The organism is Jeotgalibacillus soli, assembly GCF_000829435.1.
Taxonomy (GTDB): domain Bacteria; phylum Bacillota; class Bacilli; order Bacillales; family Jeotgalibacillaceae; genus Jeotgalibacillus; species Jeotgalibacillus soli.
The window spans coordinates 596,944-622,202 of the sequence record NZ_JXRP01000009.1 but is presented as its reverse complement, the minus strand read 5'-3'; the positions used below and the strand labels follow the sequence as shown (position 1 = coordinate 622,202).

Annotated in this window: 23 protein-coding genes, 1 pseudogene and 1 riboswitch; of the genes and pseudogenes, 6 read left to right on the top strand and 18 right to left on the bottom strand. The window is 40.8% G+C overall.

Translation table 11 applies throughout. From position 1 onward, the window contains the following. Positions 1–488: 488 nt before the first annotated feature. The 7 genes from wecB to KP78_RS05980 form a co-directional block, all read right to left on the bottom strand. Positions 489–1,613 (bottom strand): non-hydrolyzing UDP-N-acetylglucosamine 2-epimerase, encoded by a 1,125-nt coding sequence (gene wecB / locus KP78_RS06010; protein ID WP_041087057.1) that lies wholly within the window; start codon positions 1,611–1,613, stop codon positions 489–491. A 4-nt stretch (positions 1,614–1,617) separates the two neighbouring features. After that, positions 1,618–2,727 (bottom strand): capsular polysaccharide biosynthesis protein CapF, encoded by a 1,110-nt coding sequence (locus KP78_RS06005; protein WP_041087055.1) that lies wholly within the window; start codon positions 2,725–2,727, stop codon positions 1,618–1,620. Between the two features lie 2 nt (positions 2,728–2,729). Then, positions 2,730–3,746 carry a polysaccharide biosynthesis protein gene (locus tag KP78_RS06000; protein WP_041087053.1) on the bottom strand — a complete coding sequence of 339 codons (1,017 nt, stop codon included), beginning with the start codon at positions 3,744–3,746 and terminating at the stop codon, positions 2,730–2,732. Then, the gene (locus tag KP78_RS05995) at positions 3,739–4,983 is read right to left on the bottom strand and encodes a glycosyltransferase family 4 protein (protein ID WP_041087051.1); all 1,245 of its coding nucleotides are present in this window, start codon (positions 4,981–4,983) and stop codon (positions 3,739–3,741) included. The genes KP78_RS06000 and KP78_RS05995 overlap by 8 nt, the downstream gene beginning before the upstream one ends. Positions 4,984–4,998: 15 nt before the next feature. Beyond that, a complete protein-coding gene (locus tag KP78_RS05990) occupies positions 4,999–5,862 on the bottom strand; it encodes an NAD-dependent epimerase/dehydratase family protein (RefSeq protein WP_041087049.1) in 864 nt (287 codons plus the stop codon). Then, the gene (locus KP78_RS05985; protein WP_041087047.1) at positions 5,859–6,497 is read right to left on the bottom strand and encodes a sugar transferase; all 639 of its coding nucleotides are present in this window, start codon (positions 6,495–6,497) and stop codon (positions 5,859–5,861) included. The genes KP78_RS05990 and KP78_RS05985 overlap by 4 nt, the downstream gene beginning before the upstream one ends. 87 nt (positions 6,498–6,584) lie before the next feature. Continuing rightward, positions 6,585–8,411, bottom strand: coding sequence for a polysaccharide biosynthesis protein (locus KP78_RS05980; protein ID WP_041087045.1), 1,827 nt, complete (start codon positions 8,409–8,411; stop codon positions 6,585–6,587). Positions 8,412–9,216: 805 nt separating this feature from the next. Next, a riboswitch (cyclic di-GMP riboswitch) is annotated at positions 9,217–9,301 on the top strand. A gap of 362 nt (positions 9,302–9,663) precedes the next feature. Here KP78_RS05980 and KP78_RS19015 point away from each other — a divergent pair. Next, a pseudogene (locus tag KP78_RS19015) lies at positions 9,664–9,819 on the top strand (transposase); the annotation flags it as partial. A gap of 47 nt (positions 9,820–9,866) precedes the next feature. Here KP78_RS19015 and KP78_RS19975 read toward each other — a convergent pair. The 6 genes from KP78_RS19975 to KP78_RS19965 form a co-directional block, all read right to left on the bottom strand. Then, positions 9,867–10,073 carry a hypothetical protein gene (locus KP78_RS19975; RefSeq protein ID WP_041087043.1) on the bottom strand — a complete coding sequence of 69 codons (207 nt, stop codon included), beginning with the start codon at positions 10,071–10,073 and terminating at the stop codon, positions 9,867–9,869. A gap of 260 nt (positions 10,074–10,333) precedes the next feature. Continuing rightward, positions 10,334–10,540 carry a hypothetical protein gene (locus KP78_RS05970; RefSeq protein ID WP_041087041.1) on the bottom strand — a complete coding sequence of 69 codons (207 nt, stop codon included), beginning with the start codon at positions 10,538–10,540 and terminating at the stop codon, positions 10,334–10,336. 214 nt (positions 10,541–10,754) lie between these two features. After that, positions 10,755–12,164 (bottom strand): sucrose-specific PTS transporter subunit IIBC, encoded by a 1,410-nt coding sequence (locus KP78_RS05965; RefSeq protein ID WP_041087038.1) that lies wholly within the window; start codon positions 12,162–12,164, stop codon positions 10,755–10,757. A 188-nt stretch (positions 12,165–12,352) separates the two neighbouring features. Then, positions 12,353–13,345, bottom strand: coding sequence for a LacI family DNA-binding transcriptional regulator (locus KP78_RS05960; RefSeq protein ID WP_041087036.1), 993 nt, complete (start codon positions 13,343–13,345; stop codon positions 12,353–12,355). Between the two features lie 93 nt (positions 13,346–13,438). Continuing rightward, complete coding sequence (locus KP78_RS19970; RefSeq protein ID WP_157841451.1) at positions 13,439–13,576, bottom strand: YwzD family small protein; 138 nt, start codon at positions 13,574–13,576, stop codon at positions 13,439–13,441. A gap of 709 nt (positions 13,577–14,285) precedes the next feature. Continuing rightward, complete coding sequence (locus tag KP78_RS19965) at positions 14,286–14,444, bottom strand: hypothetical protein (protein ID WP_157841450.1); 159 nt, start codon at positions 14,442–14,444, stop codon at positions 14,286–14,288. Between the two features lie 233 nt (positions 14,445–14,677). Here KP78_RS19965 and KP78_RS05955 point away from each other — a divergent pair, with 233 nt between their 5' ends. The 4 genes from KP78_RS05955 to KP78_RS05940 all read left to right on the top strand — a co-directional run bounded on the left by KP78_RS05955 (position 14,678) and on the right by KP78_RS05940 (position 21,394). Continuing rightward, entirely contained in the window at positions 14,678–15,343 is a 666-nt protein-coding gene (locus tag KP78_RS05955; RefSeq protein ID WP_041087034.1) for a hypothetical protein, read from the top strand. Between the two features lie 15 nt (positions 15,344–15,358). Then, the gene (locus tag KP78_RS05950) at positions 15,359–16,639 is read left to right on the top strand and encodes an efflux RND transporter periplasmic adaptor subunit (RefSeq protein ID WP_041087032.1); all 1,281 of its coding nucleotides are present in this window, start codon (positions 15,359–15,361) and stop codon (positions 16,637–16,639) included. 368 nt (positions 16,640–17,007) lie between these two features. Further along, positions 17,008–18,573 carry an SWIM zinc finger family protein gene (locus KP78_RS05945; protein WP_041087030.1) on the top strand — a complete coding sequence of 522 codons (1,566 nt, stop codon included), beginning with the start codon at positions 17,008–17,010 and terminating at the stop codon, positions 18,571–18,573. Further along, the gene (locus tag KP78_RS05940; protein ID WP_041087028.1) at positions 18,560–21,394 is read left to right on the top strand and encodes a DEAD/DEAH box helicase; all 2,835 of its coding nucleotides are present in this window, start codon (positions 18,560–18,562) and stop codon (positions 21,392–21,394) included. The genes KP78_RS05945 and KP78_RS05940 overlap by 14 nt, the downstream gene beginning before the upstream one ends. 196 nt (positions 21,395–21,590) lie before the next feature. Here the strand turns inward: KP78_RS05940 and KP78_RS05935 are convergent, their stop codons facing one another. Then, complete coding sequence (locus tag KP78_RS05935) at positions 21,591–21,965, bottom strand: single-stranded DNA-binding protein (RefSeq protein ID WP_041087025.1); 375 nt, start codon at positions 21,963–21,965, stop codon at positions 21,591–21,593. A 252-nt stretch (positions 21,966–22,217) separates the two neighbouring features. Between KP78_RS05935 and KP78_RS05925 the strand changes: the two genes are divergently transcribed. Continuing rightward, positions 22,218–22,646 (top strand): YwpF family protein, encoded by a 429-nt coding sequence (locus KP78_RS05925; RefSeq protein WP_041087022.1) that lies wholly within the window; start codon positions 22,218–22,220, stop codon positions 22,644–22,646. 99 nt (positions 22,647–22,745) lie between these two features. On the opposite strand, the gene KP78_RS18525 is transcribed toward KP78_RS05925, so the two are convergent. From KP78_RS18525 to KP78_RS05900, 4 genes are all read right to left on the bottom strand, one after another. Continuing rightward, a complete protein-coding gene (locus KP78_RS18525; protein ID WP_052474636.1) occupies positions 22,746–23,114 on the bottom strand; it encodes a hypothetical protein in 369 nt (122 codons plus the stop codon). Positions 23,115–23,443: 329 nt separating this feature from the next. Next, positions 23,444–23,866: a 3-hydroxyacyl-ACP dehydratase FabZ gene (gene fabZ, locus KP78_RS05910; RefSeq protein WP_041087021.1), complete on the bottom strand. Its 423-nt coding sequence runs from the start codon at positions 23,864–23,866 to the stop codon at positions 23,444–23,446. A 156-nt stretch (positions 23,867–24,022) separates the two neighbouring features. Next, on the bottom strand, positions 24,023–24,289 hold the full coding sequence (locus tag KP78_RS05905) for a DNA-directed RNA polymerase subunit beta (protein ID WP_041087019.1): 267 nt from the start codon (positions 24,287–24,289) through the stop codon (positions 24,023–24,025). A gap of 13 nt (positions 24,290–24,302) precedes the next feature. Beyond that, a complete protein-coding gene (locus tag KP78_RS05900; protein ID WP_041087017.1) occupies positions 24,303–25,142 on the bottom strand; it encodes a flagellar hook-basal body protein in 840 nt (279 codons plus the stop codon). Between the last annotated feature and the right edge of the window lie 117 nt (positions 25,143–25,259).

Genomic DNA, 25,259 nt, shown 5'->3' with positions numbered 1-25,259 from the left:
GAAAAAAGGAGACAAGTCATTAATCCAATTATTAACTTATTTGATTGAACGTATAAAGTACCAAGATCAGATTTCGTACATCACTTCCTCTACTTGTTAGATAGAGTATGTTTGAAAAACCTACCAAGGCATGTATAAATATATTTTGGGAATTTTCAAGTCCATTATCTAATGAGCAAGTTCCAGAAAGGTTAAGAAATCAGTAACATAATTGATAACTAGTAAACCCATAGGAATAAGACGGAATCATTATAAGATGAATTATGATTGTTGGCCTTAGATCTTTCTTTAACTTGCCACTTTTATCTTTAGAAGATTTTTTGCAGTGCTTCCACGTCAAATGTCTTGAAGATAACTATTGTTAACGAATATCGATTTTTAGTCCCCATTTAGTTAGGTGAAAACTGTTCTGCTATTTCCAGGTTTAGAAATATCTACATTTCTTAACTTCACTATTAATATATCTTTTATGGTCATAGAGTAAGCTTTTATTTCCCCCAAACAACTCTATTCACATAATCTGTATAGGACAAAATAATCCTAAGTACTTTATCCGATACATTAGGCATACTATAATCCCCAACAAGCCTTAAAGTTTCTTTTTCTTGCGCTTCTAATATTTCTAATCCTTGTAATACTTTTTCTTTCATAAGTCCTACCATCATTACTGATGCCTCTTCCATCGCCTCTGGTCTTTCATGAGCTTGTCTAATATTAAGTGCTCTAAACCCAAGGATTGAAGATTCCTCACTAATCGTTCCACTATCACTAAGAACCGCTCTAGCCTTAATTTGAAGCTTAACATAATCATTAAACCCTAAAGGTTTCATCGTTTTTACTAATGGATTAAATTCTATCCCTTTAGCATTAATCATATTTCTCGTTCTAGGGTGTGTACTTACAATCACAGGCATATTATACATTTCTGCAATCGCATTTAAACTATCAACTAGATTGAGGAAATTAGTTTCTGAATTAATATTTTCCTCTCTGTGAGCTGACACGACAAAATATTTTCCTTCTTCAAGTTCCAATCGCTCTAACACATCTGACTTTTCAATGTCATCTTTTCTTGAATTAAGAACTTCAAACATTGGGCTTCCCGTTTTAATGATTCTATCTGCCGGCAGACCTTCTCTTAACAAATATTCTCTTGCGATATCACTATAGGTTAAGTTGATATCTGCTGTATGATCGACAATTTTTCTATTCGTTTCTTCTGGAACTCTTTGATCAAAACATCTGTTCCCTGCTTCCATATGGAAGATTGGAATTTGTCTTCTCTTCGCTGCAATCGCACATAAACAACTATTAGTATCGCCAAGTACTAAAACCGCATCCGGTTTTACTTCATCCATAATAGGATCAATTTTAACTAGAATATTTCCTATTGTTTCTACTGCTGTTCCAGTAGCTGCATTAAGAAAATAATCCGGTTTTTTCAGATTGAAATCATTAAAGAATACTTCATTTAATTCATAATCATAATTTTGTCCTGTATGAACAAGTGTATGTTCTATTGCATTTGAATCTTCTAATTTATTAATTACAGCTGACAGTCTTATAATCTCTGGTCTAGTACCAACAACTGTCATGACTTTTAGTTTCTTCATTTAATTATACCTCCAAGAAATAGGTGTCTGGCTTTTCGGGATCAAAGTATTCATTCGCCCACATAATGGTGACCATATCAGTGTGGCCCAGATTTTCAATATTATGAGTGTAACCAGTAGGTATATCTACTACTTCCATTTTTTCTCCACTAACAAAATATTCAATAATTTCATCTGAACCAATTTTCCTAAAACGGATAACTCCTATTCCACTTACCACAAGGAATTTCTCATTCTTAGTGTGGTGCCAATGATTTCCCTTGGTTATTCCAGGTTTAGAAATATTAATAGAAACTTGCCCTCTATCCGGGGTCTTAATAAACTCTGTAAAAGATCCTCTTGGATCTACGTGCATCGTAAGATCATAACTAAATTGATCTTTTGGCAAATAACTCAAATACGTACTATATAATTTTTTCGCAAATGAATTAGACATATCAGGAATAGAGCGATCTTCACGGCTTTTTTTAAATGAATAAATCAAATCAACGATTTCTCCAAGAGTAGTAGTGTGTACTACTGGAACTTCACAAAAATTTCCAACCGAATTTTCATTACCGTTCAAAGCATTAACCAGTTCTTCGACAACATCATCAATATAAACTAAGTTCATCACAACGCTTGGATCATTTATAGTGATTGGAGATTCATGAGCAATGCTATGACAAAATGTCGCTACTGCACTGTTATAATTCGGTCTACACCATTTTCCAAACACATTAGGAAAACGGTAGACGAGTACTTTTGCTCCTGTTTCTTTACTGTATTCAAAGAGCAAATTTTCACCTGCTTTTTTACTGTTACCGTATGGGTTATCGAGTTCAGCTTGAATAGAAGATGAAAGCATGACTGGACACGTGTTTTGATGCTTTTTTAGCGTATCAAGCAGGGTTGATGTAAAACCGTAGTTCCCATCCATGAATTCAGACTGATCCTTGGGACGATTCACTCCAGCAAGGTGAAAGACGAAATCCGCTTCTTTACAATATTCATCGAATAAAGAAGTATCTGTTTCCTTGCAATATTCAAAGATATTATTATAGTTTCGGTTTCTTAATTCTGCTATAAGATTCTTACCGATAAAGCCCTTCGCACCGGTCACTAGAATCTTCATACTCAGCTCCAACCTTTCAATTCTTCTTGAACATAGTCAAGCATTAATAACTTATCTTTAATCTGCTCGATAGTTAATCTCTCTGTATTATGAGAGTTATATTCTTCTTCAGTAGATAATTTTTGGTCCCCTTCTACGAAATATTTATCATAATTAAGGTCTCTCTTATCTGCAGGTACTCGATAAAAACCACCTAAATCATGCGCAACTACATGTTCTTCTCTAGTGAGTAGCGTTTCATATATTTTTTCACCATGACGAGTACCAATTACTTTTATTTCATTGTCCGCATTGAATAGCTCTTTAAGTGCTTGAGCTAAATCGCCAATAGTCGATGCCGGTGATTTTTGTACCATGATGTCTCCAGCTTCAGCATTTTCAAACGCGAACACTACAAGCTCCACTGCTTCCTCAAGACTCATTAAAAATCTAGTCATATTAGGGTCTGTAATCGTTAAGGATTGTCCATTTTTAATCTGTTCAATAAACAGCGGAATTACTGAACCTCTAGATGCCATTACATTTCCATAGCGTGTACCGCATATTAGAGTCTTATCTGGGTCTACTGTATTCGCCTTAGCCACAAACACCTTTTCCATCATTGCTTTAGAAATTCCCATTGCATTTATAGGATAAGCAGCCTTGTCTGTAGACAAACAAATCACTTTCTTTACTCCACTTTCAATAGCTCCGGTAAGGACATTGTCTGTACCTAAAACATTTGTTTTAACAGCTTCTAATGGAAAAAATTCACATGATGGGACCTGTTTTAGAGCAGCCGCATGGAAAATGTAATCAACGCCGTACATTGCATTTTTGACACTAGCTAAATCTCGTACATCCCCTATATAGAATTTGAGCTTTTCACTTTTATAAATCTTACGCATATCATCTTGTTTCTTCTCGTCTCTTGAAAAAATTCGGATTTCTTTTATATCTGTATCTAAAAATCTCTTCATAACAGCATTCCCAAATGAACCCGTGCCACCAGTGATTAGTAGTGTTTTATCTTTAAACAATTTGTTTATCCTCCAATTTCTGATTATCTCTAAAGTGTATGTCCATTCTGTTTAACAGTTCTTCTTTATTAAAGTTTTCATCGTAGTAGTTTCTAGCATTAAAACCTAATTGTTTTAATACCTTGCTTGACTTCGATGATAATTCAATTATAATTTCTGAAAGCTTTTGAGCATCGCCAGCTGGACTAGATAAACCTGCATCTGCCTCTTTAATGATTTGATTTGTTTCACCATCAGCTGAAGCAATGATTGGAATTCCACACGCCATATAAGATTGAAGTTTTGCAGGAATTGTCATAGAGAAGAGGGGACTGTTAGTTAGGCTTAAGAATGCCGCATCACTAGCCGCCATAAATTCTGGTATTCTATTAGCTGATTGTTTTTCAATGAAATTAAACATGTCGGAGACATTATTAGACTTCACTAAGTCAATTAATTCATTTTTATATCTGCCGTCTCCAACAATATTAAATCGAATATTTCTTTCTAAATTTTTTTCTTTTATTATCAATGCAGCTTTTTGTAATATATCTAAACCTTGGGCGTGTCCTATATTACCTGCAAAAATTATATTAAAAGCGCCGTCAATAGCTATTTTAGGATTGCTTGTTTTTTCTAAAGGTATATAGAAATCTTCTGCATATTGTGGCCAGTACTCTACCTTTTCAGCTGGAACACCACGGTTTTCAATTGATTTGACAAAACTATGGGATGTGGTAAAAATTTTTGTGCAGCGGGTATAGATGTAATCTACCATCTTACCAATGGCTCCAATAATATGTTTATTCTTTATCCCAGTAATAATTTCAACATTTTCAGGCCAAAGATCTTGCACATATAAGTAACAGGGTATTTGCCGTTTCTTCGCATACCATACCCCAGGTAAGGCTTGTGTCATCGGCGACACTTCAAATATAAAAACATAATCCGCTTTTATTTTCGTAAGTGCTTTCCAAAAGAAACCGGATACCACAAAGGATACATAATTTAAAGCAAGCATTATTGGATTATTTCCTCTTGGTATAAGTGGAATTCTAATAATCTCAATACCGTTATACATTTCTTTTCTTTTCTTAAACAGTCCATATCCATTGTAATATTTCCCCTGAGGGTAATTTGGAATCCCGGTTATAACTGTTACTTTATATCCCCTTTTAACCCATTCAGTACAGATGTCATTAATACGAAATTGCTCAGGGTAGAAGTATTGTGCAATAACTAAAATATGTTTTTTCAATTTCCTATTCACCCTTCACCTTTTATTTTCCGTCAACTCAATGGTTTCTCGTAAATTTCTAATTTGGTAGTTCTCTTCATAAGAACTCATAGTTTGATCATAAATCAAATTGCCAAATACCTTATTAATCAGTCCTAACTTCAATCCTAAAAGCTTTAATACTGGATTGAATACTTTAGCGAGAATTATTTTCTTCCCATGCACCTCAGCTATCAACCTCACCATTTCACTTGTCTTAACATATTCACTATTTTGCGGAAAGAACAAACCGCTTTCTTCATTCTCAATCATTAGTCGAATAAACTCACACAAATTATCTATATGAAGCATACTACGCTGATTATCAACGTCGGGGAAAACAGGAAGTTTCTTAGCTGCTTTTGCAAGTTTTAGATAGTTGCCTTTAGAACCCTTCCCATATATCATTGGTGGTCTTAGAATTACAACCTTAAATACATCACTCTCTAGAGATGTTATACCATCTTCTGCTTGCAGCTTACTATTACCGTAAAAGTTACTCGGCGTAGGTACTGTTTTTTTATCAATAACTCTTTTGTCGCTGCTGCTATCACCATATACAATAATGCTGCTCATAAAAATAAACTGCCTCACACCTTCAGCCTTAGCCTTTTTAGCAGCTTCAATTGTTAGATCACGATTAACTTTATAATATAATTCTTCCATCTTTGGGTCGGATGAGACATGAGCTATACCTGCCACATGTAAAACAGCATCATAACCCGAGAAATCTTTTTCTTTCCATGTATCATTTCGTAAACTAATTGAGTCTACCGAATACTTGTCAGGAGAGTTTTCTAACCACTTTTTAAAGCTTTTACCAACATAGCTGTTTACTCCTGTAATTAATATATTTTTCACTTCGTTGCATTCTCCTTAGTAGCAGCAATTTCTTTCTTTATCGTTGTCCCAGTCGTCCGACCTTCAACAACGCCATCACTCTTAATAACACTCATGATAGTACCAAAAAAACATTTAACGTCCATCCATAAACCAATCTTTTCAACATAATCCCCATCCAGCTTGGCCTTTACCACAATAGGAAGTTCATCTCTACCATTGATCTGTGCCCAGCCTGTTAACCCAGGAGGTATATCATTTGCACCATGTTTATCACGTTCAGCAATAAGATCGTATTGATTCCATAATGCTGGTCTAGGGCCAATAATACTCATCTGTCCAACAAATATATTCCAAATTTGTGGTAGCTCATCTAACGAAGTTTTTCTCAGAAACTTCCCCATTTTTGTAATGTACTGCTCTGGGTTATCCAAGAGATGTGTCGGTGTATCCTTTGGTGTATCTATTCCCATAGTACGAAACTTCAAAATATTAAAATATGCTTTGTTGATTCCAACACGCTTTTGTTTGAACAACACAGGACCTTTTGAATCTAGTTTAATCCCTAAAATCAGAATGAAAAAAATAGGCGATAGTACAATCAGACCTATTAAAGAAAGAACAATATCTATTAATCTTTTTATTTTCAAATACAATCTTTTCACACTCCAACTATGAAACCACATTTTTTAAATTTCTTTCATTCCAATAAAACGGCCCAAATCACCTTTACTAAGTCGAGCTTAAGAACTTCTCTGTCCAACCACCAAACTCCCTACAATTTTCCGATTCGCCACTCCAATCAGTGTATCAACCATCTCTATATTATTCATTGCTAGTAATTTCCCAATTGTAAAATCTAGCTCATACTGACTAATTGGCGTAGCCTTCCCAACATAAATCTTCGGAAACACTTTTTCACTTTGAATCTCATCTTCATTCAAAAGTTCCTCAAATAGTTTTTCACCCGGACGGATACCACTAAAATTAATCTTAATTTCATCCTCAGTGTATCCGGAAAGACGAATCACGTTCTTAGCCAAGTCAACAATTTTAACCGGCTCCCCCATATCAAGCACGAAGACCTCACCTCCGGAAGCCAAGGCCCCAGCTTGAATCACTAATCTAGAAGCCTCTGGAATCGTCATAAAGTAACGGGTCATATCTGGATGAGTAACGGTTACTGGTCCACCCGCTTCAATTTGCTTTTTAAATAATGGAATGACACTTCCTCTAGATCCAAGTACATTTCCAAAACGAACAGCTGCGAACTTCGTTTCACTTTTTTTTGCGAGGTTTTGAATAATCATTTCCGCAAAACGTTTTGTCGCTCCCATAACATTAGGAGGATTTACTGCTTTGTCAGTAGAAACCAGCACAAAGTTTTTCACGCTAAATTCATGGGCTGCTTCCGCTACGTTTTTCGTACCAAAGATGTTGTTTTTAACTGCCTCCATCGGATTAATTTCCATTAATGGAACATGTTTATGTGCGGCTGCGTGATAAATCACACTTGGCCTATATTCACTCACTACATCAAATATTCGCTTGCGATCCTGTACGTCCGCAATAATTGGGATAATATCGATCTCTTGTGCGTAAAGTTTGCGAAGCTCCATGTCGATTGTATAAATAGAATTTTCCCCATGCCCTAGAAGAACAAGTCGCTCGGGTTTAAATTTACACACCTGACGGCAAATTTCTGATCCAATCGACCCACCTGCGCCTGTAACGAGTATTGTTTTGCTTTTTAATTTTTCTGAAATACTTGCCATATCAAGCTCAACCGGGTCACGGCCAAGCAAGTCCTCAACCTGGACCTCGCGTATTTGGCTGACTTCAAGCCTTCCAGTCATGATATCTTCAAGAAACGGCAGGATTTTTGTTTTAGCAGATGTTTTTGCACACTCACTGTAAATCCGCTGAAGCTCTTTTTTACTTAACGAAGGAATGGCAATAATAATATGTTCAATTTGATTTTCCTTCACAATCGACTCAATATGTTTAACTCCCCCAAGGACGGGTATATTCATAACCTCTAGATTGTGTTTTGTAAAATCATCATCAATAAACCCAACAGGCTGAAGCTCAGACGATTGTTTTTGCCTTAATTCACGGACAACGCTTGTTCCAGCTGCTCCAGCACCAATAATAAGTGCTCTCTTTTGATTAGGATTTGGTTTTATGTATGTATCACGGTACATTCTCCAGGCGAAACGAGATCCGCCGATCAGGAGAATATGCAGCATCCATGTGATAATAAGTGTTCTCGTGTAAAAAGTCCCGATTATCACGAATTGAGCAATGGCCGCAATGGCAACGGAAAATGTAACAGCTTTTATAATCGCTGTCAGCTCGCTCATACTAGAGTACTGCCATACTCTTTTATAAATACTGTAACGATAGGCAAAAAAGTGATGGCTTAATAATAGAATGATTGAACTAACAATCAGTACTAATGAAAAAGGGTTTGAAGCAGGGATTAATAAATAATAGCTAAAGAAGATTGAAGTGAGGACAATGAGTGAATCAATTAATACTAATAAGGCAATTCTCTTCTTATATGTCATGCCTCGGCCGCCTTTCTATATTTTGATAAAGTTGAAATAGTTGTGCTAAATCCTTGTTTATTTCTAAAACGTTGCCGCATAAAATAAATACCTAATGAAAAAACACAAGCATTGTATGCCTTTTCATTAGATATTTATTATTTAAATGTATTCAAAATGAAAATTTAGGCATTTAACCCATCCTCACACCACACCACTGACATTTCAAGTCTAAGGCATTACATAATTAACTGTATACCCACGGCGCGATCGAGTGCCTCCATTGATAATGGTATTGGAGACAGTACCAAGCAGTGATTAGTGTTAAAGTTTTAGCCCTTCAATCCAATCACTTGTATGTCAAAAATTAATAGAAATTTTAAGGAAATTAGAAACAAAAGTCACTGAAATGTCATTAAAAATAGTTGAATAGCACTCTTTTATTTCAAGTATATCTATATTATCATCTTTCTGGACAAATTAGGGGTTTATTTGTCATTTAAATTCGACATTTTTTTCTAAAAATGAGAAATTGACACACGGCTACATAGTTCGACAATTTCCCAATCCTTTGGTTCCTTCATTGGTCCTTTTTTCTTCTATTTTTCTTCCCTTTCTGTATTTTTCAGCAAAAGATCTATCAAAGTGTTCTCTAATGGAAATGAAGAATCCCTCTCCACATTTACATTTATACACCACTATGCAGTCCAAAGATCCTTATAGAACACATACCTTATCCACTAATACTATTATACCAATACATTGGTAATTATTATTTGTAATGTATATTTATTGTATTTTAGTATTTTATAAGGTATATTTAGTACTAAGATAAAGGCAAACTAGCTGAAAGGCTAGGGCGCAAAGTCACAGATCTAAGGCATTTATGCTATGATAGCTGGACTGCCGAAAATACTGAATCTCAGGAGTATTTTAGGAGGAATTAAATTGAGGTGTACTATAGTGTCTCTTCTAGAATGGAAGTGTGCAATAAAATGAAGAAGATAAGGTACTGGATTGATTGCCATTTTAAAAAGAAACATAGATACAGTTTATACACAGGCAAATGCATTGCTTGCGGGAAAAAAAAGTAAGATAACCTGCTTTTCACCCACTTTCTACGCTCTAATCGACCAAGTCTTCAAGCAAATTAGAAATCGCTTTGCTTCGACTTTTACTCGTTAATATAATAAATTCAGACACCCTGTGTTCGTTATCCTTTCGAACACAGGGTGTCTATTTTTTCATAACCTAATAATCAACAATACTGCAACTCTTTGGACAAATTAAACACTACCGAAAGTTTGACCGGTTTTCTCTAAGAGGTCTATCCAAAAACACCACGGATTGGGGTCTTATTTGTGTTGCCCATAATTCGAAAAAATGGGATGAACATAGACAAAACAAAGTTAAGATAGTGAAGGTTTGAGGGGAATCTCTCCTCAAATTTTCTATAAATAACCTGAAGAGGCTGACTCAAAAGATCGTTGAACGACGACTCCTAGGGTCCTTTTCCAAGCGCTTCTCTAATTTCTTCACTGTTTCAGCTATTTTTTCAGAAGAAATTGGGGCTTTTTCTAACTTCTCCATTAGATCCAGTTCCTGTTCTGCATCTTCGTCTTCCTTTGTCATCTGTTCAATCTGAAGGACTAACTGTTTATATGCTGATATTGATTCTTGCACCCTGTTGATTGGAGTGGAAGGGGGGAGGCTCCTGCGGGAGAAGCGAGTCAACGGGAGACCCCGCAGGCGCGAATGCGCCGAGGAGGCTCCCGGACCGCCCGCGGAAAGCGAGTCCCTGGAGCGGAAATCAACAGGCCAACTTTATACACTATTTTCTTGGAAAAAAGATGGGATGAACATAGACAAAACAAAGTTAAAATAGTGAAAGTTTGAGGGGAATCTCTCCTCAAATTTTCTATAAATAACCTGAAGAGGCTGACTCAAAAGATCGTTGAACGACGACTCTTAGGGTCCTTTTCCAAGCGCTTCTCTAAATTCTTCACTGTTTCAGCTATTTTTTCAGAAGAAATTGGGGCTTTTTCTAACTTCTCCATTAGATCCAGTTCCTGTTCCGCATCTTCGTCTTCCTTTGTCATCTGTTCAATCTGAAGGACTAACTGTTTATATGCTGATATTGATTCTTGCACCCTGTTGATTGGAGTGGAAGGGGCGAGACTCCTGCGGGAGAAGCGAGTCAACGGGAGACCCCGCAGGCGCGAATGCGCCGAGGAGGCTCCCGGACCGCCCGCGGAAAGCGAGTCCCTGGAGCGGAAATCAACAGGCCATCTTTATAGAGCTATTTTCTTGGAAAAAAGAGGGTGCCCAAAAGCTTTATACTTTTGGGACACCCTCTTTTTCTCATTATGCTGCTTTCTTCAATTCCTGTTGCATTTTGTCATTGAAGCCGATTGTCCATGTAAGAGCGAAGGCTACACTAATGGAAATCAGGTTAGCAACGATATAGAAAACGATTTGTTCATTCAGGTAAAGCAAGGTTCCTGGAAGTACGGTTACGGCCATGCCTGTTCCTTCAAGCTTAACAAGTGAGGCGAAGAATCCGCCCGCCGCTCCTCCGATAAGACCCATGATGAATGGCTTCATGTAACGGAGGTTGACCCCGAAGATCGCTGGCTCTGTAATGCCAAGGAATGCTGAGAATGAAGATGGCAATGCCAGTGCTTTTAGTTTTTTGTCTTTTGTTTTTAGTCCAACGGCTAGACAGGCTGCGCCTTGTGCGGCGATGGCACAGGTGATGATGGCGTTGAATGCGTTCACGCCGCGAGTTTCAAGCAGCTGGATTTCCAGGAAGTTGAAGATATGGTGTACCCCTGTTACGACGACGATCTGATGGAAGAAACCGATCAGAAGGCCGGCGATGCCAAAGGGCAGATCAAGTACGGCTACTGTTCCTGCAAGGATTGCTTCTTCTACGATATGGAAGATTGGTCCGATTGCAAAGAGTCCAAGAAGGATCATAATAAGCAGCGTTAAAAACGGCGTTAGAATAAGATCCAATGCTTCAGGTATTCTTTTACGCAATGCACGCTCAAGCTTTGCTCCTAAGAAACCGATGAAGAAGGCTGGCAGCACAGATCCTTGATAGCCAAGGACCGGAATAAACCCAAACATCATCAGTGCTTCTGCGCTTCCATTACCGACAGCGTAAGCGTTTGGCAGCGCCGGGTTCACCAGCATCAGACCGAGCACGATCCCGATGACCGGGCTTCCGCCGAATACTCTAAAGGCTGACCAGGCGACAAGTGCCGGCAGGAAAGCAAAGGCTGTATCTGTTAACACTTGTGTAAAGAGAATAAAGTTTGCTGAAATGTCCTCAGGTACGAGTCCGAACCAGCTTAATACCTCAGGATGCGTGATGAGTCCGCGAAGACCCATGAATAGACCGGTTGCTACAAGGACGGGAATAATCGGCACGAATACATCGCCAAACGTACGAATCATACGCTGAAACATGTTTCCTTGCTTTTTGCCTTGCTCCTTTACTTCTTCCTTGGATGAGCCTGCGATGCCGAGCTTTTCCACTTCTTCATAGATTCGGTTAACGGTTCCAGTACCGAAGATGATTTGGTATTGGCCTGAATTGAAGAAGGCCCCTTTTACTTTGTCTGTGTTTTCGATGCGTTCCTGATCGATTTTTTCCTTGTCATGTACCATGATGCGCAGACGAGTTGCACAATGCGCCATAGAAGCAATGTTTTCCTCACCGCCGATGGCTTCGATGACTTCTTTTGCAATGTCACGATTTTCTGCCATTTGTTCCTCTCCCTCTCTTGTTTAAATTGTTATGATCCAAAATGACCAATGAAATAAAATTCAGTATAAAACTGTGATGTGAAATCGATTCCATATTCCAGAAAAAGAAAGAATGTGGAGGTTATGGTACCGATTCCACATCCATTAAATTCACCTTAAAAAACTTACTGTAACCGATTTCAACTTCATCATAAACTATCTCTTTCAATAAGTCTATAAGAAAGTGCAGATTTTTTTTCGTCATTATTTTTGCCATCAATTTTATCCAAAATGATCCTGGCAACTTCTTCTCCAGCTGTCTTATAGTGGTAATGAATCGTTGTCAAAGGCGGCGTTACGTAGCGGCTCAGTTCAGAATTTCCCATTCCTGTAATGCCAATGTCATGCGGAATAGAAAGACCTCTTTCCTTTAAATATTGCATGGCTCCAATCGCCAGACGGTCGGTTACAGCGATGACAGCCGTCGGTGCCAGCTTGTCTCGGCTCTCAAACATCCTCTTGATCGCTTCATTTCCGCTATCAATGTCGAATTTTGCTTCCTGAATCCAATGTTCATTCAGTGGCAGCGCATGATCACGCATCGCCTGGATAAATGCCCGCTTTCGCTCGTAGCCGACAGCTTGGTCTGCTTCTGGAACCCCAATAAAGCCAATTGACGTGTGACCCTTTTTGATCACATGCCTGGTGATGTCATAGGCGGCCTGATAGTCGTCATAATGAATGGATGTCACACCGGGAATTTCCTGGCCGAGCACTGCGAAGGGAATGGTGAGCTTATGAATTTCTTTGATTAATGCATCGCTTACGTTTGTCGCGACTAAAATGATTCCGTCCACCTGTCTTGCTTTTAACAGCTTTAAATAGTCGATTTCAAGGACTGGGTCCAAATTGGTATTGGCAAGGAGAACCTGATAGCCGTAATGAGAAAGCTCCTCTGTAATCCCGCTCACCATTCGGCTGACTGTTTCTGTGCTGATCTTTGGCAGAATAACGCCAATGACCTTTGTTTGTTTCGTTCGGAGTGATTTTGCGTACTCACTTGGGATATAGCCGGTTCTTTTGATGGCTTGAAGCACCCGTTCCCGCGCATCATCACTGACGTATCCAGTATCGTTGATAACCCTTGAAACTGTGGTACGGGACACCTTTGCGATTTCGGCAATATCTTTAATCGTTGCCACTCCCGTATCTCCTCTCTTTTCTAGGATGGTTCTAGCTTCTAGCAATAGTATACAATAGAAAAAACCCGCCAACGAGTGACAGGTTCATGACAATTACTTATTTTTTAATTCCTCGATAAGCCAAGTAACCATTTCATTCATGGTGATCTCTTCATTGGATCCCTTTATATAGGCTTGCTCTAACACAACGGAAAGCTGCTCATGTGTTAGGGTTGTTTTTTGAGTTTCCATAACGGTTCTCCTCTTATACTAGTTGTTTAAGATAGTACAACTATACCTGTTAATAGAACTCATTAAACTATACCACGGAATCCATTTTTGTCAATTACTGTAGTGAAGGCTCTTTCCTTATCATAAACATTGTTTGATAGGAGGCAGGCATCGTATCCCCCGTAAGACAATAGCATATGATTTTCACGAGTGTTTCAACGGATAGCGGTTCTGTTTGATTAATCGAGAATGTGAAGGTTCTTTTGATAAGATCGATTGTGATGAAAATAGAGAATGGTGTGTCCTTATGTAGAAGAAGCTGGTAGGAATACGTATGTAGTGAAGTCGTTGATGAGTGATCGAGGCAATTCTTTAAAAAACAGGTCTGTTCCGCGGATAAAACCGTGCCTAATTTTCTTATAAAGGATTGTTCATGCAAATGACTGATTGCTTAAACGTATTGCCATTGCTGAAAGTCACTCGTAAGCTTGCTTAAATCCGTAGATGAAAAACCAGTAAAAGAAATCGAGAAAGTCCCCATAAAACCCTCCATTTTATACAGTTTTTTCTTACACGAACATTTTACTATATAAAAGGGGAGATTGACTAGTCCTTTTTTCATATTAATGGGTTTTTTTACAATTCGTTCTCATTGTCGCTTATCTGAAATAATTAGGATTTGCGCTGTAAAAGGACGGACGGATTTTATCAGCCTGCTAGTGAAATCCTGTCAGCCAGAGCATTTTGTCGAGTGATCATGATTTGTGTCTTCCGTTATTCTGCTTGCCAGCCATTGAAGAAATTCCTGCTCCTTTTGCTCAAGGTCGCGGTGAAGGATGTCTTCAAATTCACCTTTTAAGAGCATATACTTTTTTAGCATTTCGTTCATATAAGGCCCTCCTTATTATCAATTTCTTGTATAGTAATAATCTGTTTTGGTTCATTGTACAACTTTTAAAAAATTCTTTCAATTCGAATTTTACTTTTTTGGTAAAATGGTATTGTTAATCGTATGAAAAATGATCCAGAATATGACTTTTCATTTGAAATTTTTTCAAACAGTGACAGCGTTCGTTTTTTTCTTTACAATATAGATAGGAAGTGATTTTAGGAGGTTCGAAAATGAAGTTTCGTTTATTTCGGGGATTATGGGAGCCTTCCGATTTCCTTGGAAGCTGGAAAGAGGCTGAGGTTTTTATACATATACGGCGTCATATCATTGCACTATTCCTATTAGGCGGACTAATCTTCGGATTAAACGGCTGGATCGGAATTGGAAGCGAGTACTGGTCGGGACAATTTGTTACGCTGCACGGACTCACATACGATTTGCAGCGATTATTCTTTTTCCTTGGAAGAATCCTGCTTGGGCTTTCCTATGTTGGCGTGCTGCTGCTTGTCCCTTCACTGCTTTACTGGATGCTGATACGTGATGCTTCTTTTAAAAAACTAGTGATTGTGCAAATATTCCCGGTTTTTATTCTATTAATTGAGCAGCTTGCTTTTATCCTCTTACTAATTTGGCAAGGGATCAACTGGTATTCCTCTCCTCTTTCATGGGGTGTGATTGCCCAGCTGTTTATCGAGAATGACTGGACTATTTATTTTCTAGGCTCCATCTCTATTTTTAAATTATGGGTCATGTATTGGCAGTTTTTATCGTTGCGGTCGGTTGCACAGCTGAAATGGTGGGCGGTTGTGGCCATCATCCTGACACTGAATATTGCATTTTGGAGCCTTACCGCGATGTTTGCTACGATTAATTTTCACCAGTTATTATACAGCTAAAGGAGGGCAAACAACGTGAATACGCGAATCAAATGGGGAATTGCCGGCTTAGTCAGTGTGTTGTTTGTCGGGATTAACCTTTATTTAATCAAGTATGATCCAATGACGATTGATCGTACGTCCGTTGTGGTGGATCCCACCCAGGCAAAGACGGAGGATTTAGAAGAGACATTGGTGAAAAAAGGCGTCATTGATACGGCCAGGGAGCAAAACGTTTATTTTTCGGAGCAGCTTGGCATGTTTACTCGCTTCTTAGTAGAAGAAGGACAAACGGTCTCTGCTGGAACACCGCTCTATGAATATACCGTTTTGGATTTGGAGGAGCAGCGGCTTCTTTTTGAATCAGAGGTGGAACAGATCAATAGTGAGATTGAGAGTATTGAAGAGTATATCTCCACCCTCACTCAGCTGTCACGTCAGCTTCCTGACAATATGAATCAGTCCACCAGAAACTCCAGTCCATTCAGCCCGTTTAACAACAGCGACCTGCTTGGAACAATTGAACTGGAAATTGGCATTGATCTATCTGAGGCAACGCTTGAGCAGACACGATCACTGATAGCCCAAAAAACAGGCGAACAAGAAGCAGCGGTTGGAAGATTGGAAGCAGAAGCCCAGAAGTATGAACGGCTGATCAGCGGACTTGAAGAGAGCCCGGTTGTGACGGTGGAAAGTGACTATGATGGTGTGATTGCCCAGCTTTCCGCTGGTCTTGAAAATCCGCTTATTACCATCTTCACGCAGTCACTTGCCTCTAAAATCGTATTAACGGATGAAGAAGCGATGGAGGTTATCTCCGGCATGGCAGCGCGAATCACCTCTCCTCTGGCGCGTGCAACAGTGGATGGGGCTGTCGTCAATAATCCGCGCATACCGGACGAGGAGCCAAGGGTAAACGAGAAAAGTCATTATACAGTTGATGTTCAGCTGCTTGATCAGAGCGAGGAATGGTTTATCGGCCAGCATGTGTTAAATGAACTCGTTTTGGCTGAAGCCTTCGGCACGACGACGATTCCGGTGATCAGTCACAATGAACAACTCGTCTACGTCCTTTCTCCCGCAGGACAAATTGAACGGCGCATCGTTGACCTCGGACTGCGTGCAGAGGATCGTCAGGAAATTCTCACTAGCCTGGAGCCCGGTGAATGGATCGCTGTTGATCCGGAACAGGTGGAGCGCTTTAACCAGCATTACCTAACGCCAATGAACAGTGAGCTGCTAACCTTTGATAACTGGGACACACTTGGCAGACGGGATAACCTAAAGCATTTATTATTGGGATTTATACCGAAGTAAAAGAAGAGCTGGCATTTGCCGGTTCTTTTTTTGTTGGGGCGGGGTGGGAGATGCTGGGGGCGATGTCGTCATGTTTAAACATAAACCTTCAACTTAAGACCATATTTGTGCAGCTTTGACCCATAAATGAGCGAATCAATTACGAAGGTTTATAAAATTCTCCTGCTCTCAAAAAGCCGGCAGTGGAGACATTTTCACAGACGATTTATTGATCAATTTTTATATCTTCACGTGATTGGTTCGTTTTTCCTTAAAAATGGAGTATAATAAAAGGTATGTTTTTTTTCATTTATGGGACGTACCGGTTTGATCGTTTTGTGCGTTCATGAACATAGTAAGTAGGACCATTAATAAAGGTGGTAACTCGAATGTCGATATCTTCCCCATCATTTACAAGTGGAATGGAGCAGCTGGAGAAGAAGCTTTTCCACCAGTTTCATCCTTCCAACCAGCAAGATGAACGCCTGATTCAAAAAGGGCTTTTCTTATACAGACAAGGGACTGTTACGGATACAGCCTACGATCCTGCTCTTCATATGGTGAAAGCAAAGGTGCGTGATGTCTATCAGGTAAATGTAAGAATTTCTCTTGATCCTGAAAAAACAAGCAGCTGCAGCTGTCCTGAAGAGGAATGGTGCCGTCACCGAATGGCTGTGTTTTTTAAACTCTATCAGCAGATTGCCAGTGTCGGTCAATGGGTGAACAAATGGAGAAATCAAAAAACGGTTCAGCTCCAGTCAGAAAGATCACCCGCTGCGTGGAAGAAGCTTGTGCAGCGCGCAGCCGAGCCATTAAATATGAATCAGCTGCTTGCTCAGCCTTTTTTGCTGGAGCATTACGTTGCCAATATGCGTTCGACGATTCAAAAGCAGGCGCCAATGGAAAAGGAATGGAAGCCTCTTTATGAGCTTCATACCTCTCTTTTATTGTTTATTGAATTAACCGAACGCATTGCTTCTGTCGATCGCAATGCCTTAAAAAATGATGAGGTCGTGCATGTATTAGAAGGATTGCTCGATAAAATGGAGGATGCGATGTCCGATTTATCCGTTTATGCGCGTCCATTTGCCTTTGATCCTTTTTTAGAGGCTATGAGAAAAGAGGCAAGTCAGCTTCTGGATTATGAATCCTTTCCAATGGCGTTATCTGTTTATTCTCTTCTATGGTTTCAGCTTTTTACCACGAAGTCCTGGCGTGAAAAGGAATTAGATGGCCTTTCGTCAGCTGGCACCGAAAAAGAAAATAACTTTTTCGCACGAACGGCGCTAGCCTTATTGTTAATGAAAAATGATTTGTGGAAGGAACAATTCCGCCTTTCTTCCCCATCCATTGTGCCGCATGCGGTGCGTTGGATGGAGTGGCTTCTATGGGATGACCGGATTGAGGCTGCGGTAACGATTTTAAAAGAGCTTCCGTATAAAATTCCTGCCTTTATGGATGAGCTTTCCTCTGATATCGAACAGCGGGCCTTCGCTCATTGGCTGATCAGAAAGCTTGAGACGGGACGAATCCGCATGCAATCACCTGAGGCATCCATTGCCATCCACGAGGTGCTCTTGCCGTTCAGTGCAAGACATCTCGGCTCGCTGCTTTTAGAGTCCGGGCGTTATCAAGAATGGGTCGAGCTTGTTCACTGGATTGGCTTTCAGCCTGAAGAGCTTGAAATTGCCGGCTTTAAACAGTTGATCGAAAAGAAACCGGAATACGCTGTTCCCCTTCTTCACCAATGGATTGATCAGCTGATTGCAGAAAAGCAGCGCGACAGCTACCGAAAGGCTGTCAGGTATTTAAAAAAACTGAAGAAAATTTATATCCAACGAAATCTCTCCTCCAAATGGGAAATGTATTTTCAAGCAGTTCTTGAAAAAAACCGCAGACTGCGTGCGTTTCAGGAAGAGTGTAAAAGGGGGCATTTGATTCATGTGGATCAGTGACGTCAAAATGATTGATCTAACACAGCTAAATGACGGTCACTTTGCCCTTCAGGTGCTAAATGGTGAAGGGGACCCTCTTGATCCAAACGGCTGGAAGCATCACCTATTGCTGTGGCATAAGGAAAGCTATTATGGAACGATGCTCCATCAGCATGCAGAAGCTCCCCCGCACAGCATTGTGTTGGATGGCTGGGCTACACTGACGTTATTATCTCAGCCAAGCTTTCACGGCCGAATGCGATGGGATATGTCGGAGACCGCACAGTTTTATTATGATGCTGCTCCGCTTTTGTTTGAATGGATTACAGAGGGCAAATGGATTGGCGAATGGCACCGGGAGATCGATATGACCGAGGAGCAGCGCTTCACCATGACGCTCAGCGAAGAGTTCTGGTCGGAATGGATTGATATGTCAGGACCTGAAGCCGCTTCGCTTGAGGAAAAAACGAAATCAAGTGTGAACAACTGGTATCAGCAGGCGATCACTTATTTCTTCCAGCATCACCACCGCAGCCAAGGGCTTGCGAAGCAAATATTCAGCCAAAATCACGCATTAACGGCCGCTGATCTGGCGACCTATTTCGATGAAGATAAATGGTCAACATGGGTGCAGGAAGAGGATCTTACGTATCCGTATCGCTTTGGCATCCGTTTTGAGGAGCCTGATTCAGAAGAAGGCGATTGGACGATGCAGCCATTTTTGCGTGATCGCAGGCGCGCTGACTGGACCTATGATATCAATATGGCGCTTCCTCTTGAACGCTCGCTTCCAGACCGGTGGAAAAGCGAAAAGAATGAAATAGAGCGAGAGCTGCTGCGCTGGGTTCGGCTGATCCCTTATTTGCAGGACGAAAACGGCGAGTGGCAGACGAAAATGACCGAGGAGCGAGCGTGGCTATTTTTAACTGAAGGCAGCCAGAAGCTTCTGGCACTGGATGTTGAAATCCTGCTTCCTGCATGGTGGAAATCAATTCAGCAGTCAAGTGTTTCATTAAAAGCCGCTGTCCGGAGCGACCGCAGCTATCGTCCCTCCTTTGTGGGGCTTGACGCGCTGGTGGATTATGACTGGAAGGTTTCCATCAACGGCAGTGATCTGACAGAGGAAGAATTTATGGAAATGGTCGAGCAAAAACGCCGCTTTATTCAAGTGAACGGTGAATGGATCTCTCTTGATCCAGCCCTGATCACTCGTATTCGCGAGGCCATGTCCGCAGCAAAAAAGAAGGGCATTCGCATGCGTGATCTGCTGGAGCAGGAGCTTGATGAAGCAGAAGATGAGTCAGCACCTGAAGAAGCAGAAAGTCTTCGCATCCAATATGAGCTGAACCGCTCGCTTAAATCCATGATGGACTCCTTGCATGATATCGGAAAGGTTCCTTTACTGAGTCCCCCTGCAGCACTTCAGGGGGAGCTGCGTCCTTATCAGCAGCAAGGCTTCAGCTGGATGGCTTTTTTACGGTCGAACCGCTTTGGCGCCTGCTTGGCTGACGATATGGGACTTGGAAAAACGATTCAGCTCATCAGCTACATGCTTCATGTAAAAGAAACAGAAAAATTAAAGACGCCATTTTTAATTGTGTGTCCAACGTCTGTTTTAGGGAATTGGCAGCGTGAAATTGAACGATTCGCCCCGAGCTTATCGCTGCATCTACACTACGGACCGAATCGTGAAAAGGAAGAAGCCTTTACGTCAGCGATCAAACATGCGGATATCGTCTTAACGTCATACGGCTTATGCCATGTAGACCAGGAGGAGCTCGGAGCCACTGAATGGTCCGCTGTTGCACTGGATGAAGCACAAAATATTAAGAATCCGCATACGAAGCAGTCAAAGGCCATTCGCAGGCTGCAAGGTCAGCACCATATTGCCCTAACAGGTACACCGATGGAGAACCGGCTTTCTGAGCTTTGGGCGATTTTTGATTTTATCAATCATAGCTATCTCGGTTCGCTCTCAAGCTTCCGCCAGTCCTATGTCGTACCGATTGAGCGTGATGGTTCAGAAGTTTATACACGCAAGCTGCAAGGAAGAATTCGGCCGTTTTTGCTGCGCAGAACAAAGAATGATCCTGCCGTTGGCTTAAATCTTCCGGATAAGATTGAGCAAAAGGAATTTTGCCCGCTAACGGCTGAACAGGCTTCTTTATATGAACAGCTGGTAAAGGATACGCTCGAAAAGATACCGGCTTTAGCTGGAATTGAACGCAAGGGACTCGTTTTGCAGATGCTGAATCGATTGAAGCAGCTATGCGATCATCCCGCACTCTTTTTACACGAAGACGAGCCGGATCACGTCATCTCTCGATCTGAAAAAATGCTAAAGCTTATGGATTTAGTCGAGCATATTATGGAGGCTGGAGAGGCGACCATTATTTTCACGCAGTATATTTCAATGGGAAATATGATCAAGTCTGTGCTGGAGAAGGAATATGGTGTTAAGGTTCCGTTTTTAAACGGCTCTACGCCAAAGCAGCGACGGGACGAAATGGTGGAGCAGTTCCAGCGGGGTGACTTCCCGATCTTCATCCTGTCTTTAAAAGCAGGGGGGACGGGATTAACGCTGACGGCTGCCAACCATGTGGTTCATTATGATCGCTGGTGGAATCCTGCTGTCGAAAATCAGGCAACCGACCGCGCCTATCGTATAGGTCAAACTCGTTTTGTGCATGTGCATAAATTTATCAGCTCTGGAACAGTCGAAGAAAAAATCGACACGATGCTGGAGAAAAAACAATCATTGAATGAAGAAATCATAAAAGGCGATCAATGGATCACCGAGCTTACGAATAAAGAGCTTGAGGATCTGCTCGTCTTAACGTAAGAAACAAAGAGGAACCCCAGTCGATAATCGACTGGGGCTTTTAATTATGGGGAGGTTCTTCGATAAAACTGGGTGCTGCTTCGAGGAGGTATACATATTTCGCAGAGGATTTGGAGGGTGCAATATTTTATTGGATAAACCTTGCATTTGAACGGGATAATAAGTGTGAGTAATGAATGGTGAATGGCAAAACCGATTAAAGCGTTTCCATATGAAGAGGTTCTCGTTCTGAGGCGGGTGTAAAGTCTGGGCGTTTTGATTCAAGGAAACGAACAGATTCAGCAAGTACTTCCGTCACGTATTGCCGATTCCCGTCCTCTTTATCAAAAAATCGAGTCTGAATCCGCCCGGTGACGCCCACGAGTGAGCCTTTATGGCAGTATTGTGAAGTATTTTCTGCAATGCGGTTCCAAATGGTACAAAGGACAAAATCTGCATCGTTGTCTCCTTGCTGATTTTTAAACGGACGATTTACTGCCAGCACAATCGATAACACGCTTTTTCCATTTCCAATCGTTTTAAGCTCCGGATCTCGCGTTAGCCTTCCAACAAGCGTGACTTGATTAATCACCTTTCTTACCTCCTTTCGTTTTGTTAGGTTCATCATAAACAAAGCAAGGAGCGTTGTAAAAGCAGGAAACTAGGCGATTAAGAGGTTGAGATTGGGTGAAAAACATATTTTCTGATAGAAAATTCATCATTCTTTTTAATGATTGATAAATTAAAGGATGAATATGATCCATTTTTCAATTTCTCCATGAAATTTTACTTGAGCGACTATGTTATAATAAATCCAAATAAAAACGACTAGGGAGGTTCAGTGATGAAAACATTCAAGCTTATTCAATTACAGATTGTTGAAGAGGAGCAGACTCGTCAGTTCGACCTGATTGATGGTCTGATTATCAATAAAGAAGATGACAAGCAAACGTGGATCCTCGAAGCTTTTTTACCTGGAGCCGACTATGACTACTTTAAAGATATACAGCAAAAGCGTGAAGATTTAGAGGTATGGGCCGTAATTACAAGCAACAAAAATGACCCTGCTGCCTTTTTCGCACATGTGCATGAAGTAAAGCACGTGGCAGATAAAATTAGCGTACTATTCACAGGACATCTCAGAAACCGCCGCAATGAATACGCTGAACAGCTGCTTGATCATCTCGTATCAACTTCTGATTTGAGCGGCGAGAAGCTTCTTGAGGAGTTTCGTGATCAGATGAAAGAGCGCCCTCGATTGAAGAAGGTGTAGTTTATATTCAAGTAGGAGCTGGCGCTTGCCAGCTCTTTTTCATATGATTAGGAGGAAATAAAAAAGAGGGGAACTCCCCCTCTTCCACGTCACAAGTATTTATTCATCGACGTTATCTGTATCTTTACGATCAATGTCATCTTCGATAGGTTCTTCTTGCGGGGTATTGTCATCAGTCATGGCGTCTTTATCATCGTCTGTGTTGATATCAGTGCCGTTGTCGTCGTTGCCCATGGTACCGTTGTTGTCGTTATTGCCATTGTCCATGCCATTATCGTTGTCATTAGGATCAACAGCGTCACCAGCGTCATCGATTAGGTCGCTCGTCTCATCACGGACTTCATCCGTAACATCGTTTGCTCCATTGTTGTCAGTGTTGTCATTATTCGCGTTGTCGTCCGTGTTACAACCAACCATTAAGGCAGCAGCAATCATTGTACCTCCAACAATTTTATACCATTTATTCATGTATGCCCTCTCCTTTTGAAAGTAGTGACCATTTGTCGGTCTCACAATAGTTTCTCCATGGAGAGGATTTTTATGTACAAGCCTGAGAGTATAAAAAAAAGAAAATGGAGAAGGCTATTGCTGTTCACCATTTTCGGTATTTTATTTGGCTTTGTTAAACGTGTCTGTTGATTGCAGCACGCAGGCGCTGCTTGCTTTCCGCGGAACGGACCGTGAGCGCTTCGCGCCTATGGTGTCTCCCACTGACTTGCTTATCTAAGCAGGAGTCTCGCGCCTTACACGCCAATTATCATCGCGGAAAAATCAACAAGTGACTTTAAAATAGTTTTTTATTTAATTGCAAATGTGATTTCGGTTTCACAGGCGATTTCGCCGTCTACGGTTGCGATGGCTTTCCCTTTACCAATTGGTCCTTTGATTCGTATAATTTCAACCTCTAGGCGCAATTGGTCTCCAGGCTTCACTTGGCGCTTAAATCGGCAGTTGTCGATTCCCGCAAAGAATGCAAGCTTTCCTTTGTTCTCTTCCATTTTAAGCATGGCAACCCCGCCTGTTTGTGCAAGAGCCTCTACGATTAACACGCCAGGCATAACTGGGTAGTCAGGAAAGTGACCATTAAAGAATTCTTCGTTTGCTGTAACGTTTTTAATGCCGACTGCTCGTTTTCCTTCTTCAATTTCTACGATTTTGTCAATTAATAAAAATGGATAGCGATGTGGAATGATTTCTTTAATTTGCTGGATATCTAACATATTATTTCCTCCTTAATGAAAAGACTGTGTTAAATTTGCCTGTTGATGTCCGCTTCAGCCCCCAGGAGTCTCGCGCCCTTTGCCCCAATCAACATCGTGCAAAAATTAACTATTATCTTTAATAGAATTTAGATAGAAAAGGAAAAGAGCGTTGTTTCAGCTTTCATCCTTCATCACAATATCATAAATATGTGTCCATGTTTCTTTATTGAGTGCGTCTAAGGGATTTCCGTCACCAATGACGCCGTACCCAATCATTAGACCGCCAACGAGACTGCCAGCCACGAGCAGTAAAACGAGAAGAACACGAACCGTAATTGGAAAAAGGCGAACCTGAACCCATCGCGGTTTACGTTTCGGCTCTTGATCCTCTTGTTTAGTATTTTGTTGTTCTATATTTTTCGTTGCTCGATTCTCTGCCATAATAAGAACTCCTTTAGCGCAATCCGTTTACAAGACCTAGCATTTGGTCTGAAATAGAGATTGCTCTTGAATGGAATTGATAATTCCGTTGAACATTGATTAGATCCGTAAATGCTCTTGGAAGGTCCACGTTGGACTGCTCAAGCGCTCTTTGGCGTAGAGCAATGTCTTGCCTAAGGCCGCCCTCCATTTGTACCAGCACTTCTCCCTGGTCTACTCCAAGCTCAGCCAGATTATCCGGAATGCTATAGTATTCGTTTGAAACGCGCTCCATCATTTGAGGGCGCTGGACATTGACGATTCCAAGCTCCACAGCCTGCACCCCACCGCCTGCATTGCTGATAACAAGCGTCCCGTTATCATTAAGTCCAATATTCGTATTATCACCATCGAACAGAATCACGTTATCATTTTGGTCCAATATGGGGTTTCCTTGACCGTCTACCAGCATGACTTCATCTGCGTTGATTGGCGATAAATTAAAGGCGCCATTCCGGGTATAATTGATTTCTTGTTCACCGTTCTCATCCTGCACAAGCACCTTAAAGTATTGGCTTGTCTGTTCAAAGGCAAAATCTAATAGACGGCCTGTATCCTGCATAGCGCCTTGTTGTTTGCTGTACTGTGTTTGGCCCAATTTAGCGCCGACTCCAATGCGAATACCAAGAGGTGTATTTCGGTCTGCAGCATCGTTTCGCTGGTTTTGAAATTCCTGTGTCAGCAAGGATGTAAATGTCGCGTTATTCTCCTTATAACCGTATGTATTTACGTTGGCAATATTGTTTGAGATAAGATCAAGCTGCTTTTGCAGCTGTCCCATCGTGTTGGTTGCCGTTACCATATTCCGAATCAACGTGCTTCCCCCTTTTATACGATTACGCATTTCTTTTCTTTTTGGCTATGTCAAACGTGTCTGTTGATTTCCACTTCAGGCGCTCGCTCCAATCAACGCTGTGCAAGCATCAACAAT

What these genes read in the sequence shown, in the direction of transcription:
- wecB (WP_041087057.1), bottom strand. Translation starts at nt 1,613, where the DNA reads ATGAAGAAACTAAAAGTCATGACAGTTGTTGGTACTAGACCAGAGATT.
- KP78_RS18525 (WP_052474636.1), bottom strand. Translation starts at nt 23,114, where the DNA reads ATGAATAAATGGTATAAAATTGTTGGAGGTACAATGATTGCTGCTGCC.
- KP78_RS05965 (WP_041087038.1), bottom strand. Translation starts at nt 12,164, where the DNA reads ATGGCAGAAAATCGTGACATTGCAAAAGAAGTCATCGAAGCCATCGGC.
- KP78_RS05905 (WP_041087019.1), bottom strand. Translation starts at nt 24,289, where the DNA reads ATGGCAGAGAATCGAGCAACGAAAAATATAGAACAACAAAATACTAAA.
- KP78_RS19970 (WP_157841451.1), bottom strand. Translation starts at nt 13,576, where the DNA reads ATGGAAACTCAAAAAACAACCCTAACACATGAGCAGCTTTCCGTTGTG.
- KP78_RS05940 (WP_041087028.1), top strand. Translation starts at nt 18,560, where the DNA reads ATGTGGATCAGTGACGTCAAAATGATTGATCTAACACAGCTAAATGAC.
- KP78_RS05955 (WP_041087034.1), top strand. Translation starts at nt 14,678, where the DNA reads ATGAAGTTTCGTTTATTTCGGGGATTATGGGAGCCTTCCGATTTCCTT.
- KP78_RS06005 (WP_041087055.1), bottom strand. Translation starts at nt 2,727, where the DNA reads ATGAAGATTCTAGTGACCGGTGCGAAGGGCTTTATCGGTAAGAATCTT.
- KP78_RS05925 (WP_041087022.1), top strand. Translation starts at nt 22,218, where the DNA reads ATGAAAACATTCAAGCTTATTCAATTACAGATTGTTGAAGAGGAGCAG.
- fabZ (WP_041087021.1), bottom strand. Translation starts at nt 23,866, where the DNA reads ATGTTAGATATCCAGCAAATTAAAGAAATCATTCCACATCGCTATCCA.
- KP78_RS05945 (WP_041087030.1), top strand. Translation starts at nt 17,008, where the DNA reads ATGTCGATATCTTCCCCATCATTTACAAGTGGAATGGAGCAGCTGGAG.
- KP78_RS05980 (WP_041087045.1), bottom strand. Translation starts at nt 8,411, where the DNA reads ATGACATATAAGAAGAGAATTGCCTTATTAGTATTAATTGATTCACTC.
- KP78_RS19965 (WP_157841450.1), bottom strand. Translation starts at nt 14,444, where the DNA reads ATGAACGAAATGCTAAAAAAGTATATGCTCTTAAAAGGTGAATTTGAA.